13 protein-coding genes are annotated in these 13275 nt (G+C 72.4%); 4 read left to right on the forward strand and 9 right to left on the reverse strand.

The features are described from left to right. Window positions 1–70 precede the first annotated feature (70 nt). Entirely contained in the window at window positions 71–1048 is a 978-nt protein-coding gene (locus ACQPXB_RS35555) for an ArsR/SmtB family transcription factor (RefSeq protein ID WP_432845929.1), read from the forward strand. On the opposite strand, the gene ACQPXB_RS35560 is transcribed toward ACQPXB_RS35555, so the two are convergent. The 4 genes from ACQPXB_RS35560 to ACQPXB_RS35575 form a co-directional block, all read right to left on the reverse strand. After that, window positions 1035–2615 carry a cytochrome c biogenesis protein CcdA gene (locus ACQPXB_RS35560; RefSeq protein ID WP_432856915.1) on the reverse strand — a complete coding sequence of 527 codons (1581 nt, stop codon included), beginning with the start codon at window positions 2613–2615 and terminating at the stop codon, window positions 1035–1037. The two genes, ACQPXB_RS35555 and ACQPXB_RS35560, sit on opposite strands and share 14 nt — an antisense overlap. A gap of 81 nt (window positions 2616–2696) precedes the next feature. Beyond that, complete coding sequence (locus ACQPXB_RS35565) at window positions 2697–3881, reverse strand: LLM class flavin-dependent oxidoreductase (protein ID WP_432845930.1); 1185 nt, start codon at window positions 3879–3881, stop codon at window positions 2697–2699. A 78-nt stretch (window positions 3882–3959) separates the two neighbouring features. Next, entirely contained in the window at window positions 3960–4859 is a 900-nt protein-coding gene (locus ACQPXB_RS35570; protein ID WP_432845931.1) for a glycoside hydrolase family 6 protein, read from the reverse strand. Between the two features lie 15 nt (window positions 4860–4874). After that, window positions 4875–5783 carry a MerR family transcriptional regulator gene (locus ACQPXB_RS35575; RefSeq protein WP_432845932.1) on the reverse strand — a complete coding sequence of 303 codons (909 nt, stop codon included), beginning with the start codon at window positions 5781–5783 and terminating at the stop codon, window positions 4875–4877. A 42-nt stretch (window positions 5784–5825) separates the two neighbouring features. On the opposite strand from ACQPXB_RS35575, the gene ACQPXB_RS35580 reads away from it, so the two are divergent. Beyond that, window positions 5826–6551: a maleylpyruvate isomerase family mycothiol-dependent enzyme gene (locus tag ACQPXB_RS35580; protein ID WP_432845933.1), complete on the forward strand. Its 726-nt coding sequence runs from the start codon at window positions 5826–5828 to the stop codon at window positions 6549–6551. On the opposite strand, the gene ACQPXB_RS35585 is transcribed toward ACQPXB_RS35580, so the two are convergent. Together ACQPXB_RS35585 and ACQPXB_RS35590 are read right to left on the reverse strand one after the other, a co-directional pair. After that, complete coding sequence (locus ACQPXB_RS35585) at window positions 6499–7890, reverse strand: NtaA/DmoA family FMN-dependent monooxygenase (protein ID WP_432845934.1); 1392 nt, start codon at window positions 7888–7890, stop codon at window positions 6499–6501. The two genes, ACQPXB_RS35580 and ACQPXB_RS35585, sit on opposite strands and share 53 nt — an antisense overlap. Further along, window positions 7883–9010 (reverse strand): acyl-CoA dehydrogenase family protein, encoded by a 1128-nt coding sequence (locus ACQPXB_RS35590; protein ID WP_386955896.1) that lies wholly within the window; start codon window positions 9008–9010, stop codon window positions 7883–7885. Before ACQPXB_RS35590 ends, ACQPXB_RS35585 begins: the two co-directional genes overlap by 8 nt. A gap of 88 nt (window positions 9011–9098) precedes the next feature. Here ACQPXB_RS35590 and ACQPXB_RS35595 point away from each other — a divergent pair, with 88 nt between their 5' ends. Further along, window positions 9099–9710, forward strand: a complete 612-nt coding sequence (locus ACQPXB_RS35595; RefSeq protein WP_432845935.1) for a DUF6000 family protein — start codon at window positions 9099–9101, stop codon at window positions 9708–9710. A 15-nt stretch (window positions 9711–9725) separates the two neighbouring features. On the opposite strand, the gene ACQPXB_RS35600 is transcribed toward ACQPXB_RS35595, so the two are convergent. After that, entirely contained in the window at window positions 9726–10166 is a 441-nt protein-coding gene (locus tag ACQPXB_RS35600; RefSeq protein ID WP_432845936.1) for a nuclear transport factor 2 family protein, read from the reverse strand. Between the two features lies 1 nt (window position 10167). Further along, a complete protein-coding gene (locus ACQPXB_RS35605; RefSeq protein WP_366586623.1) occupies window positions 10168–11052 on the reverse strand; it encodes a TIGR03619 family F420-dependent LLM class oxidoreductase in 885 nt (294 codons plus the stop codon). Between the two features lie 142 nt (window positions 11053–11194). Between ACQPXB_RS35605 and ACQPXB_RS35610 the strand changes: the two genes are divergently transcribed. Beyond that, window positions 11195–12037, forward strand: coding sequence for a hypothetical protein (locus ACQPXB_RS35610; RefSeq protein ID WP_432845937.1), 843 nt, complete (start codon window positions 11195–11197; stop codon window positions 12035–12037). Window positions 12038–12482: 445 nt separating this feature from the next. On the opposite strand, the gene ACQPXB_RS35615 is transcribed toward ACQPXB_RS35610, so the two are convergent. Beyond that, window positions 12483–13247, reverse strand: a complete 765-nt coding sequence (locus tag ACQPXB_RS35615) for an SDR family NAD(P)-dependent oxidoreductase (RefSeq protein ID WP_432845938.1) — start codon at window positions 13245–13247, stop codon at window positions 12483–12485. Window positions 13248–13275 lie beyond the last annotated feature (28 nt).

Below are 13275 nucleotides of genomic sequence, written 5' to 3' on the forward strand. Positions count from 1 at the left end.
TCAAGATCGGGTACGGCCGACGGCACAGGCTAGCGGAGCCGGCACCCCCGGCGGCAGGCACAGGAGAGAGATGGCGCTGAAGATCCACTTCACCGCGGCCGACCTCGCGCGGGTGAGGGTGGCGGCCGAGCCGGACCCGTTGTGGGAGGTGCTGCTCGGCGTCCACGCGCTGCAGGTGCGCGACCCCGGCCCGGTGCTCTCGCGGTGGCGGACGCGGACCGGGCGGCCGCGTTCGGGGCGGCACCTCGCGGCCATCGCGCCCGCGCGCGGGTATTCGCCGGACTTCCTGACCCCGGCCGAAAGCACCGGCGGGCTGGCCGCCGGTCTCGACGCCGTGCGCGCCACACCGCGTACCCGGCTGAAGTCCGAGCTGACACTGCTGGCCGACGGGCGGCCGATGGCCCCGTGGACGCGTGAGCTCGCGTCCGGCAAGCTGCTGCGGGAGCTCACCTCGACGCTGGCGGCGTTCCACCGCGAGACGATCGCCCCGCACGCCGAGCTACTGGCCGAAGCCGTGCAGGACGACCGCCGCCTGCGCGCCCGCGCCCTGCTGGACTCCGGCGTCGACGGCCTGCTGACCGGCCTGCACCCGCTGCTCACGCGCTCCGGCGACGCCCTGGTCCTGCACGGCACCCACGTGACCGGCGACCTGCACCTCGACGGCCGCGGCGTCCGGCTCGTGCCGTCGTTCTTCTGCCACGGCGCGCCGACGGTGCTGGCCGACCCCGCGCTGCCGCCCGTGATCGTCTACCCGATGGCCCTGGACCCGCGGAAATACCCCTTCGGCCACGCCCCGGCGACGGACCCTTCGGCCGCCCTCGCCACCCTCCTCGGCAAGACCCGCGCCCACCTGCTCACCGCCGCCGCGGGCGGGCGCACCACCACGGAACTGAGCCGGCGCGTCGGCGTCTCCCCCGCGTCGGCCAGCTACCACGCCTCCATCCTGCGCTCGGCGGGCCTCCTGACCAGCCACCGCGAGGGCACGATGGTGCGCCACTGCCTCACCGACCTCGGCTCGGGTCTGCTGCGGAACGTCAGCCGAACGTGAACGAGTAGGCCTGCAGCCCCGGGCTCAGCTTCAGCGTCACCGTGCCCTGTTGCGGCGTCGGGGTTTGCACGACGGCGTGGATGTCCGGGCTGCCGGACACCGGGATCGTCTTCGTGACGCCGCCGGCGGTGGCCGTGACGGTGCCCGTGCCGCCGACGTCGAGGTAGACCGCAGAGGCGTCGTAGGTGAGGGTGAGGGAGGCGTCGTCGCCGGCCGTCAGGTATTCGGGGGCGGTGGTCCACTTGCCGTGGAGCTCGACGGGCGCGCCGCCGGCGCCGCTGCGCTCGGAGCCGAGGTAGGTTTCGGGGCTCTGCAACGGGTTCGTGGGGGTGTCGTCGGCGACGTCGGTGCGCGGCGGCAGCGTCTGGCTCGGGTTGGCGGTGGTCAGCAGCTCACGGATGAGCGACTCGGTGCCGTCGTAGTCGCCTTCGCCGATGGAGACGTGGCGGACGTGCCCGGTGGCGTCGGCGAGGTACTCGGCGGGCCAGGACTCGTTCTTGAACGCGTTCCAGGTGGCGTAGTCGTTGTCGATCGCCACGGGGTAGGTGATGTGCTGGCGGGCGGTGCCGGCCGCGACGTTGGCGGGGACGTGCTCGAACGCGTACTCCGGCGTGTGGACGCCGACGATCTCCAGGCCCGCGTCGTGGTAGCGCTGGTACCACGCCTCGACGTGCGGGATGGCGCGCTGGCAGTTGATGCAGGAGTAGGCCCAGAAGTCGTAGAGCACGACTTTCCCTTGCAGTGCAGCGGGTTTCCCGCCGGGTGTGTTCAGCCACTGGCTGATCCCGGCCAGCTGCGGCGCCGTGCCGCAGTCCTGCAGCTCGTCGGACGGGTCGCACGCCTGCAGGCTGCCGCCGCCGACCTTGTCCGCGCCGAGGGCCTGGTTCAGCCCGGCGGTGTAGTCGGGAATGGCGCGCTGCAGGGCGTCGGTGACGTTGAACGTGAGCGCGACGGCCAGCCCGATCACCACGATCCCCGCGGCGATGCGCACCTGCCGCTGCCGGTCGCGGAACGCCTTCACCCGCTCGGCGACGCGGTTGCCGGCCATCGCGAAGAACAGCAGCGGAATCGCCGTGCCGACGGCGAACGCGACGGTGAGCGCGACCGTCGACACGCCGATCGTGTGCGTCGCGCCGGCCACCGTGATGGCCGCGAGCACCGGCCCCGCGCACGGCACGTAGACGGTGCCGAGCGCCAGCCCGAGCACGAACGCACCGCGGTCACCCGGCACGGATTTGCGGCCCAGGCGGACAAACGGGCGTTCCAGGAGGTCTTGCACGCGCGGGAACATCATCGCGACGCCGAGCACCACCAGCACCACGAGGCCCGCCCAGCGCAGCACGTCACCGGGCAGGTGCAGCGCGGCGAGCACGAGCGTGCCGAGGAGCGTGACGAGGCTGAAGCTCAACGCCAGCCCCGCGACTATGAGGAACGGCCGGCGCCGCGTCGGTGCCGTGCCGGTCTTGCGCACGCCGCTCGCCCCGCCCGTCATGAACAACACCGGCAGAACCGGGAGAACGCAGGGCGAAATGCCGGTGATCAGCCCGCCCACCAAGCCGATCAGCACCAACGTGATCAGGGTGACCTCCTCTGTCTTCGCACAGAGTAGGCCGGGGACCGGTCGCGGCGGCCGGTCCCGCGTGGACAGTCAGGGATTCGTAACACTCTTGCGCAGCCCGGCCTCTTCCAGCAGCGGCACGATCTGCGTGCCGAAGAAGTCGAGTTCGGGCTGGTAGTCGTAGAACGTCAGCTGAACGCCGTCGATGCCCGTTTCGTGCAGGCGGCGCAGCTTGTCTGCGACCTCCTCGGGCGAGCCGACGATGTGCAGGTGCCCGCCGACCGCGCGGCCACGGGCGGAGTGCTCGAGCCACGACTGGCTGTCGCCCGCGGTGTGGCGGTCGGTGAACGCTCCGATCGCCCCGAGGTCGGCGTGGTCCATGATCGCCTGGTACCGCGCGTGCGCCTCGGCGCTCGTGGGCGCGGAGACGACCGTGGGATTGATCACCACGCGCACTTCGCGGCCTTGGTCCCGCGCGGCCTGCTTGACCTTTTCCACGTGCGCCGGCAACGCCTCCAGCGCGCGGTCGATGTTCTCGCCCGCCGGGCTGGAGATGAACACGAGGTCGGAGTTGCGGCCCGCGAACGCGAAACCCGCCGGGGAACCGCTGGCGGACACCAGGATCGGCCGCCCGTACTTCGGCAGCGGCGACGCGTAGGCCTCCTGCAGCGAGTAGTGCTCGCCGTGGAACGTGAGGTTGTCCTCGCCCGCCCAGAGGTCCTTGCACACGGCGACGAACTCGTCGGCCATCGCGTACCGCTTGTCGTGCTCGGGCTTGAGCTGGCCGAACATCGCGGGCTCGGTGTCGGCGTACCCCGTGACGATGTTCGCCCCGAAGCGCCCGCCCGAGATGTGGTCGGCTGTGGCGAGGAACTTGGCCAGGTGCAAGGGATGCCACGGCCCGTACAGCACGTGGACCGTACCCAGCAACAGGATCGACTCCGTCGCCGACGCGAGCGCGATCGCCGAGACGAACGGGTCGAGGAAGTTCTCGCGGTAGTGCGTCTCCCCGCCGAACCCGCCCTTGGGCAGCCACTGCGACAGCCCGAACGCGATGTCGAACCCGAACTTCTCCGCCTGCTGCGTCAGCGCGCGGTTGTAGTCGAACGTCCAGTCCGTCCCGCGCGGCAACGTCGACTGCGACCATCCACCCGTCTGCAGCGGCAGGAACACCCCCAGCAGCAACGGCTGCCGCAACACCCGGCTCAACGGGCTGTCCGGGAAATCCTGCGGCTGCGCCGGCTCCGCCAACCGAGCCCGATCACGTTCGGACATGCACCACTCCTCGCCCTCGTCCGCCGCGAGAATAGGTTGGACGTCAGACGTCTGGCGAGTCTGTCCAAGATCTGGGACTCACCGCTGAGCGAGGGCTGCGGCGAGGTCCGGGACGAAGTCGCCGGCCCGGCCGGCCGGGGCGGTTCCGCACGGCCCGTCGGAAATGCCGGGCGTGGTGAGCCACAGCTGCTGCGGGGCGCCGTCGGCGGAGAGCGACTCGTACAGCCCGATTCGCGCACCGGCCGGGTTGCACGCACCGGACACCGGCCGGCCATTGCGACTGCTGTCGATCACGGCAAGGTAGTCGCGTTTCCCGGTGCTCGCGGCGAGGGCCTGGCCGATCGCGCGGCTGGTCGCGAGGGCCACGCGTTCGGGCGCATAGCCGCCGACGTTGGTGGCGAACCCGTCGACGTCCGGTCCGCTCACCGCGACCCGCTGCGCCGCAACGTCCGGCGACGGTGCATCGGACACGTCGAGCAGCACGGTCGTGTGGGCCGCTGCCGCCAGAGCGTGGGCAGCGGCACCCGGTCGGCACTCACGCCCCCGGACGACGACCAGCGCGCGGTCGTCCCCCAGTCCTCGCGCCACCTCGCCGAACCACCCCGCGCCCCCGTCCGCACACGCACCGGCCCGATCCGCGTCGAGCAGCAGGATCGGCTGCCGCCGCACCGCCGCGGCGGCGGTCACCACGGCCCGGACGTGCGAGGGGGCGGTCGCCGCGGGCTCAGCAATCAGCGTGGCCGCGGGCCTCGTGGCGATCCGCGCCCGGATCGAGTCCGTGCGCGGGCCGGGCGGCGCTGTCCGCACCCAGTTCGCGGCTGGGTTGTCAGGATTGACGTAGAAGTCGCCCGCGCCGGCGAGCAACGCGGACGGCGCCCACCCCGGCTGGGGCGGATCGATCGCCTTCGCCGTCGGGCCGCACGCGGCCAGCAGCACGACAACCGGCGCGAGCAGCACGGCCCTCGGGTTCACTTTCACCGGAACTCGCTCCGTTCAGCCGGCCGAAGCGTTCAGCGCGTCCAGCAGCCAGGTGTGCGTGACGCCCATCGGGGCCGGTTCGCCCGTGACCTCGCCCGCCAGGGTCCAGTAGCGGCGCACGCGCGGGTCGCGGTCGGGGGCCGTGCGGTGGTTGAGGGCGTGGCGGAAGGCCGGGGTGTCGGTAGTGCGCAGGGCGGCCGCGTGGGCGGCGACGAAGCGGTCGAGGGCCGGGCCCGGCGCCGGGCGGGTGCCGGACGTCACGGCGGGGAAGGCGAGCTCACAGGCCTGCGCGACCTCGGCGTGCAGGGCGGCGAGGTCGGGGATCCGGTCGTGGTTGACGAGGGTGCTGGTGCGCAGGGCGTCGACGAACGAGCGGTCCGAGGCGAGCAGCACCAGCGACGCGTAGGCGACGACCTGTGCGGGCGTCGGCAGCTCCGGGGGCGGCGGGGCGCTGATGGCCAGGAACATGCGAGCCGAGTCGGCGGGGACGGGGCCGGAGGTCATGGGGTGCCAGAGGCGGACGAGGACGTCGTGGGCGGCGTACCCGTCCTCCACGGCCGACAGCAGCTCCAGCCGCGCCGGGCGGTCGAGCGGGGTCGCGTCCTCGACGGCGCGCAGGACGGACCGGCGCCAGGCGAGCGTCGCGACCTCGCGGTCCAGCGCGGCGCGTTCGGCGGCCACGGCGTCGGCCAGGGAGCGGCGGCCGGCGAGGACGTCGGTGATCAGCGGCAGCCCCAGGCCCAGGCCGCGCATCCGGCGCACGAGCGTGAGCCGCGCGACGGCCTCCTCGGCGAAGCGGCGGTGGCCGCCCGCGCTGCGGGTGGGTTCGAGCAGGCCTTCGTCGCAGTAGAAGCGGATCGTGCGGACGGGCACGCCGGTCCGTCGCGCCAGGTCGCCGATCCCCAGTGTGACCCCGGTCACCATCGGTAGAACCTCCAGCCGGATGGAGTTCCTACGGTACGGCCCATGGACACCACCCGACTCGCCGACGCGCTCCACCACCACACCGCCGCCCTCGCGAACGCCACGGCCGGCGCCGACCCCGAAGCCCGCGTGCCGACGTGCCCCGACTGGCCGCTGCGCGTGCTCGTCGGCCACGTCGGCCAGGCGCACCGCTGGGCGGCGGGCATCGTGCGCTCCGGCCCCTCGCCGGTGCCCGACCCGTTCGACGCCGCCCCCGGCGACCCGGCCGGCTGGTCCGGCTGGCTGCAAGCCGGAGCCGCCGATCTCATCGACGCGGTGTCCACCAGCGACAGTCCCGTGTGGACGTTCTTCGGCCAGGGGCCGGCCGGGTTCTGGCTGCGCCGCCTGGCCAACGACACCGTCGTGCACCACGCCGACGCGGCGGGCCCCGCGTTCTCAGTCGCCCCGGACCTGGCCGAGGACGTGATCAGCGACTGGTTCGGCCTGCTCGCGAACCCCGCCACGCGGACGCTCAAACCCGACGTCGCCGGGCTCAGCGGCACCGGGCAGACCCTGCGGTTCCTCCCCGACCACGCCGAGGGCTGGCACGTCACCCGCACCCCGGACGGCATCGAGTGGACGCGCGCCACCACCCCCGCCGACGTCACGCTCTCCGGCCCGCTGACCGACCTCCTGCTCGTGCTCACCCGTCGCCGGCCGGCCGACGACGTGACGATCACCGGCGACCGGGATCTCGTCGACCACTGGCTGGCCCACAGCGCGGCCTGAGCGCCCACGCCGGGTGATCGCGCGGCGGCACCGGGCCGGCGCCGGGGAAGAGCTTCTCCCGCAACGTGCCCGGCCGGTACTCGCGTTGCATGAGACCACGCGCCTGCAGCAGCGGGACGACGTGGTCGACGGACTCGGTGAAGCTCGTCGGCGAGATCACGTACTCGAGGTTGATCCCGTCGACGCCCGCGTCGCGCCAGCGCGCGATGTTCTCGACGATCTGCTCCGGCGTCCCGACAACGCGGTTGTTGGTGCGGCTGAGGATCAGCTCGCCGAGCGTCCAGTCGTCCCGCGTGGTCGTGGCGAGGAGCTTGCGCACCGGCTCCGACACCTCGCGCCCGCGCAGGTCGCCGACGAGGGCGTCCGGGTCGTCGAGGCCGAAGTCGTGGCCGGCGAACACCGACGCGCGCGCCAGGTTCCCCTCCACCGTCTGGCGCTCCAGCAGCTCGGCGTGGCGCCGCCGGGCTTCGGCCTCAGTGCCGGCGAGCAGGTACGACTGCGGCACGAAAACCTTGACGTGCGCCGGGTTCCGGCCCGCGGCGGCCGCCGCCCGGCGCACGTCGGCGACGATCGGGGCCGCCTCGGCGGGGTCCTGGGAGTTGATGAACAGGCACTCCGCGTACCGCCCGGCGAACGCGCGGCCGGCCGGCGAGACGCCGGCGTTGAACAGCACCGGCACCCGCTGCGGCGACGGCTCGCTCAGGTGCGGTCCGTCGAGCTGGTAGTAGGGTCCATTGTGGACCACGGCGTGGACCTTGGCCGGATCCGCGAACTCGCGCCGCACACGGTCGCGCAGCACCGCACCGTCTTCCCAGCTGTGCAGCCAGAGCTTCAGCGCCGCCTGCGTGAAGTCCTCGGCACGGCCGTAGCGTTCCTCGTGGCCCGGCAGCCCGCCGTACCCGAGGTTGCGGCCCGCGCCCGGCAGGAACGACGTGACGATGTTCCACGCCACCCGCCCGCCCGTCAGGTGGTCCAGAGTCGACACTTTGCGGGCGAACGGGTACGGGTGCTCCTGCAGGATGTTCTGCGTGAACGTGTACCCCAGGTGTTCCGTGTGGTAGGCGAGCAGCGGGATCAGCACGGAGGGATCGCCGGTCGGGAACTGCATCCCCTCACGCACGGCCGCGTCGCGCGAGCCGCGGTAGGTCTCGTACGGGGCGAGGACGTCGGCGAAGAAGAGCGTGTCGAACCGGCCGCGCTCCAGCGTCCGCGCGAGGTCCAGCCACGTCGAAGGGTCGGTGTAGCCGAGCTGGCGGCTGTCCGGCTCGGCCCACAACCCCTGGGCGTGGTGTGAAACCGCGAACATGTGGAACGCGTTGAACAGCATCCGCTCAGGCATCGTCGCCCAGCACCTGCGAGCCGATCACGTCCTTGCAGACCTCGGCGGAGTAGGCCATCAGCCAGCCCGCCTGCGCATCGCGGAACCACCGCTCGATCGGCGACGTCTTCAGGTAGCCCGATCCCCCGCCCACTCGCACGCCGAGGTCTGCGATCTCGCGCGCGACGTCGTTGGCCAGCAGCTTCGCGCGCATCGTCGCGGGCAGGAACTCCGGCGAGTTCTCGTCGGCGAGCCAGCACATGTGCTGCGCGAACATCGCGGCCGCCTGCAGCCGGCTCTCCAGCTCGCCGACGCCGAAGCGCACCCACTGCTGCTCCGCCAGCGTCCCGCCGCCGGGCACCACCTGCCGGGCGCGCGCGTGCTCCCGCAACGCGGCCAGCGCACCGTCGGCCACCCCCAGCGACAACGCCGCCACCCCCGCCCCGATGTGGTTGGGGCGCCGCCGTTTCGACGGCGGGCAGCGGCGTTCGTGGGGCAGGAGCGTGCCGTCGAACCGGATCAGCTGGCTGCCGCTCGCGCGCAGGCCCATCGCGTCCCAGCTCGGTCGGAACGTCATCGTCGCCGGGTCGGCGTCGAGCCCGAAGAACGTGGAGACGCCGTCGATCTTCGCGTTGACGAGGAAGTGATCGGCGATCTCACACCCGGACGAGAAGCGCTTCTCGCCGCTCAGCCGGAACCCGCCTTCGACCTCCACCGCGGGCTGCTGTGACCGCAGGAACAGGTTCCCGCCGGCCGGCTCGCTCAACGCGTTCGCGAACCGCGCCCCGGCCGCCAGCCGCTGCGCGAAGAACCGCGCCACGTCCGGCTCGGCCATCTCCACCAGCCCCGCCGCCGCGCCGATGTGCATCACCCACACACACGCCGTCGACGGGCACGCCGCACTCAGCACCCGGACGATCGCACCGTAGCTGCGGTAGCTGAGGTCCTGGCCGCCGTACTCCGCCGGCAGCAAGGCGACGTCGAGCCCGCTCGCGTTCAGCCTCCGGAGGTTCCCGACGGGCAGCTCGCCCGTCCGGTCCCGCTCGGCGGCCGTCAGCGCGAACTCTCGCGCCAGGTTTGCCGCGAGGTCCACCCAGTGCTGCTCGTGCGCCGGCGGGCCGAGCGGATGTCCGGCAACCATGACGCCTCCCGGTGTTCGGCAACTCCCGACGGGCGATCTTGCCAGGAAACACCGTCGCGGGCAGGGGCGAGCGCGGGCAAATTCCCGCATGCGTGACCACCGGCACGAGCCCGCGCTGAACGCCGTCGTCGAGAAGTACGTGACGCCGGGCCGCCGGTACTTTCACCTGGCCAACCCCTGTTTCCTGAGCGACCCGGCGCAGCGCGAGACGCTCGGGCGCACGCTGGCGCAGGACGCGCTCCGGATCACCGACGACGAGCTCGAGCTGCTGCTCGGCTACGAATGGCGCGCGCAGCTGACGGCGTCGTGGCTCATCGCTTTCGCGCGGCGAGCAGCGCACCGCGACCGGATCGGCGAGCTGCTCCTCGCGAACGAACGCATCTACGCCGGCCGCGGGTTCTGCTTTGCCCTCGCCCGATTCGGCGTGGACGAAGACGCGCGCCTGTTGGTCGAGTACCTCCGCGCGTTCCTGCCGAGCACCGACCGCGGCGAGCAGGACTCGGCCCTGGGCGCGCTCGCGTACCTGGACGCGCGGCTCGGCACCGGGCACTCGGCCCCGTTCCTCGGCGAAAACGGTGCCTGGGCCCGGTGGCTGCGCACGGGGTCTCCGCTCGCCGACCCGGTGGCGGCCCTCGATCGCCTCCGCGAGGTCATCGAAACGCAATGCGCCTACGCCGACGAGCACATGAGCGCGTCCTGAAGCGATCGGAAAGGCTCAGACCTGGCGTGCCGTCGCCATCGCGCGTTCGGTTTCCCAGAAGGCGCGCATCGAGGTGATCAGGCCGTCGTCGCCGATGCGGTAGACGAAGACGCCGTCGGTGTCGACGCGGTAGCCGCCGGGCAGGTAGGTGGTGATGGTGCCGACGTTGGCGCACTCGGCGCCCGCGGCGAAGGAGTCGCGGATGACGAACTCGAAGCGCTCCACGTGGGCGATCGTCAGGTCCCAGAAGGAGCCGATGCCCTCGTGGCCGTGGTGGCCCTTGCCCTGCTCGTCGAACATCGACGGGCCCACCGGGTCTTCCACCACGGCGTTCGGTGCGAACAGCGCGAGCCACGCGTCCTTGTCGCCCGCCGCGACGGACGTCATGGACCGGAACGACGCCAGGCGAGCCGGCGGCTGGTCCGCGTCGACGTCCCAGCTGACCTCGACACTCACGTCACGCCCCCGATTCACGGAACTTGGCGATGACCTCGTCGCCGAACTTGCGGATCGCGTCGACCTTCGGGCCCACCTCGGCGTCGAAGCCGAGACCCTCGAACACCCACGGCATGGTGATCGCGTCGGTCACGCCCACCTCGGCCTGCTCGCGGAAGCCGTCGAGCCCGAAGCGGTCGACGCACACGGCCTGGAACTCGAACGGATCGGCCTCGCGCCCGCGTTCGGCGAGCAGTTCCTTGAGCCGCTTGATCGTATCGCGCAGCTGGTCGAGCGTCATCATCGCCGACGACCAGCCGTCGCCCACGCGCGCGGCCCGGCGCAGCGCGATGTCCGTGTGGCCGCCGATGTAGAACGGCACGCGCTTCGGCGGCGTCGGGCTCATGCGCAGCTTGTCGAAGTCGAAGAACTCACCGTGGAACTCGACCATGCCGCCGTCGAGGATGAGGCGCAGCACCTCGATGGCCTCGTCGAAGCGCTTGCCGCGCCGCTCGTACGGCGCGCCGCACCACTCGAACTCCTCCGGCGACCAGCCGATGCCGAGCCCGAGACCGAACCGGCCGCCGGTCAGCGCCGCCACCGAGTTCACCTGACGCGCGAGCAGCACGGGGTTGCGCGAGCCGAGCTTCAGCACGGAGGTGTAGAACTCGAGCCGCTCGGTCACCGCGCCCATCGACGCGGCCGCCACCAGCGGGTCGACCCACGGCGTCTCCTCGGTCCAGAACCGGCTGCCGTCGGGCGTGTACGGGTAGTCCGCCGACACCTTCTCCGAGTAGAACAGGGAATCCGGCAGGACGATCGAGGAGAATCCGGCCTCCTCGGCGGCGCGGGCGAGCTCGCCCAGCTGATCGAGGGGGTTCATCGCGATCGACAGGGAGAACTTCATGACCCGACTGTAACGTGTTCTACTTTGCCCGGCCAGAGGTGCTCCCCGTCACCTCTCGGGAACCCTCAGCGTACTGTCCGCGTTGTCCGGTTCAAAGGCGGCCGCGGGGCCGCCGAGACAAGCTCACCACGTGGAGTGACCCATGGGCACCGCGATCCTGTTGATCGTGCTCGTCGTCGTGATCGTCGGGGGCGGGCTGTACTTCGCCCGGTCGCAGGCCGCTTCGCGGCAGCGGCAGCTCGACGACGCGAAGGCCGACGCGCGCCGCCTCGTCGAACGCCTCGGCGGACAGGTCCTCAACATCTCCGGCACCGACACGGCGTCCCAGCAGGCGATGGCCGACGCCAGCGAGCGCTACAACGCCGCCGGCTCCCAGCTCGAACAGGCGAAAACCGTCGAGCAGGCCCGGCTCGTCAAGGAAACCGCGCTCGAAGGCCTGTACTACGTCCGCGCCGCCCGCACGGCCATGGGCCTCGACCCGGGCCCGGCGCTGCCGGACGAGGCCGAGCGCGAGCGCGCCGGCAAGGTGACCGAGCACCGCAAGGTCGACGTCGAGGGCCAGCACTACGAGGCCTCGCCCGACCCCGGCCAGGAAACGCCGTACTACTACCCCGGCGGCCGCGTCGCGGGACGTCCGGTGCCGCAGGGCTGGTACAGCGAGCCGTGGTGGAAGCCCGCGCTCGTGGCCGGCGCGTGGGGCCTGGGCTCGATGTTCCTGTTCAGCGCCATGTTCTCCGGCATGAGCGGCATCGCGAGCGCCTCGGCCTGGGAATCGGGCTACGACGCCGGCCAGCAGGACGCCCTCGAGTCCGGCGACCAGGGCGGCGACGGCGGCGACGGTGGCGATGGCGGCGGCTTCGACGGCGGCGACAGCGGCGGCTACGACGGCGGCGGCCAGGACTTCGGCGGCTTCGACGGCGGCGGGTTCGACGGCGGCGGCTTTGACGGCGGCGGCTTCGGCGGCGGCGGCGGCTTCGACTTCTAGCCGGCGGCAACGTCGGTGAAGGGCACCTTGCGGGACTCCGGTTCCCGCGAGGTGCCCTTCACCGCATTCAGGGGCTGCTGCGGGGCCGGTTCGGGGTACTCGGCAAAACCACGGCTACGCCGGGCTCGAGCAGGCCGCGCCCAGACCGACGACCGCCCGGCTCGACCAAGCACGGCCGAAAGCCGAGGCCCGGCAACGGCGCCGACCAGCCGAGCCCAACACCGCCCGGCCTGAGCGCACAGTTGACCGCCGGCGCCGGCCTGACAGGGCTCAACCAGACGCTGCCAACATCCGAGGCCCATCAACGGCGCCAAGTCAGACAACCCCCGGTACGGCCCAGCGGAAACCCGCGGCTGACCACCGCGCGCCGACCCGCACCAGCTCAGCCGCGCGCCGCGCAAACCCGGGGCGCACCAACCATTCCCGCATCGAGTCCACATCGGACTCACCCCGTGATCGGCCGGATCCCCACCAGGGTGCCCGACAGGTGTTCGGCCGCCGGGCTGCACAGGAAGGCCGCGAAGGGCACGATGTCCTCCGGCTGGCCGACGCGGCCGCCCGGGTAGCGGGCGCTGACGCGCGCGATGTGCTCCTCGCTGGCGGCCACGCGCATGCCCGGCGTGACCGTGAGGCCGGGTGCCAGCGCGACGGTGCGGATGCCCTGGTCGGCCAGTTCCTGGTGCACCACGTTGCTCAGCAGGTGCACGCCGGCCTTCGACGCGCCGTACGCGCCGGCGCCGGGGCCGGCCTGGGTGCCGACCATGCTGCCGACGTAGATGATGCGGCCGCCGCCCCCGCGGATCATGAGGGGCGCGAAATGCTTGGTGACGAGGAAGCAGCCGACGAGGTTGCTGTCGAGGATGCGTCGCAGGTCGGCCAGCTCGAAGTCCAGCACGCGCATCGTGCCCGCGGGTGGCATCCAGCCGGCGTTGCTGATCAAGGCGTCGACGCGGCCCCAGTGCGCGTCGACGGCCTCGGCCGCGGCGCGGACCTGGTCCTCGTCGGACACGTCCGCCACGACGGCCAGTGGCTTCGGTGCGTCCGGCACCGAAGCGACGATCTCGTCCACGGTGCCCGCCGCCTTCGCCGCACTGCGGGCGAGCACCGCGATCCGCGCGCCCTCGCGCGCCAGGCCCAGCGCGAGCGTGCGGCCCAGTCCCTCCGCCGCGCCGGTGATGACGATGACCTTGTCGCGGATGTCCACCTGCATGGTCAGCTCCTTCGAAGTTTGGTCTCCA

This window comes from Amycolatopsis sp. CA-161197, assembly GCF_050942255.1.
GTDB lineage: Bacteria > Actinomycetota > Actinomycetes > Mycobacteriales > Pseudonocardiaceae > Amycolatopsis.

Bases quoted from the DNA above. Each gene is read 5' to 3' on its own strand.
- ACQPXB_RS35605 (WP_366586623.1), bottom strand. From the start codon at position 11,052: ATGAAGTTCTCCCTGTCGATCGCGATGAACCCCCTCGATCAGCTGGGC.
- ACQPXB_RS35585 (WP_432845934.1), bottom strand. From the start codon at position 7,890: ATGCCTGAGCGGATGCTGTTCAACGCGTTCCACATGTTCGCGGTTTCA.
- ACQPXB_RS35555 (WP_432845929.1), top strand. From the start codon at position 71: ATGGCGCTGAAGATCCACTTCACCGCGGCCGACCTCGCGCGGGTGAGG.
- ACQPXB_RS35590 (WP_386955896.1), bottom strand. From the start codon at position 9,010: ATGGTTGCCGGACATCCGCTCGGCCCGCCGGCGCACGAGCAGCACTGG.
- ACQPXB_RS35615 (WP_432845938.1), bottom strand. From the start codon at position 13,247: ATGCAGGTGGACATCCGCGACAAGGTCATCGTCATCACCGGCGCGGCG.
- ACQPXB_RS35610 (WP_432845937.1), top strand. From the start codon at position 11,195: ATGGGCACCGCGATCCTGTTGATCGTGCTCGTCGTCGTGATCGTCGGG.
- ACQPXB_RS35580 (WP_432845933.1), top strand. From the start codon at position 5,826: ATGGACACCACCCGACTCGCCGACGCGCTCCACCACCACACCGCCGCC.
- ACQPXB_RS35595 (WP_432845935.1), top strand. From the start codon at position 9,099: ATGCGTGACCACCGGCACGAGCCCGCGCTGAACGCCGTCGTCGAGAAG.
- ACQPXB_RS35565 (WP_432845930.1), bottom strand. From the start codon at position 3,881: ATGTCCGAACGTGATCGGGCTCGGTTGGCGGAGCCGGCGCAGCCGCAG.
- ACQPXB_RS35575 (WP_432845932.1), bottom strand. From the start codon at position 5,783: ATGGTGACCGGGGTCACACTGGGGATCGGCGACCTGGCGCGACGGACC.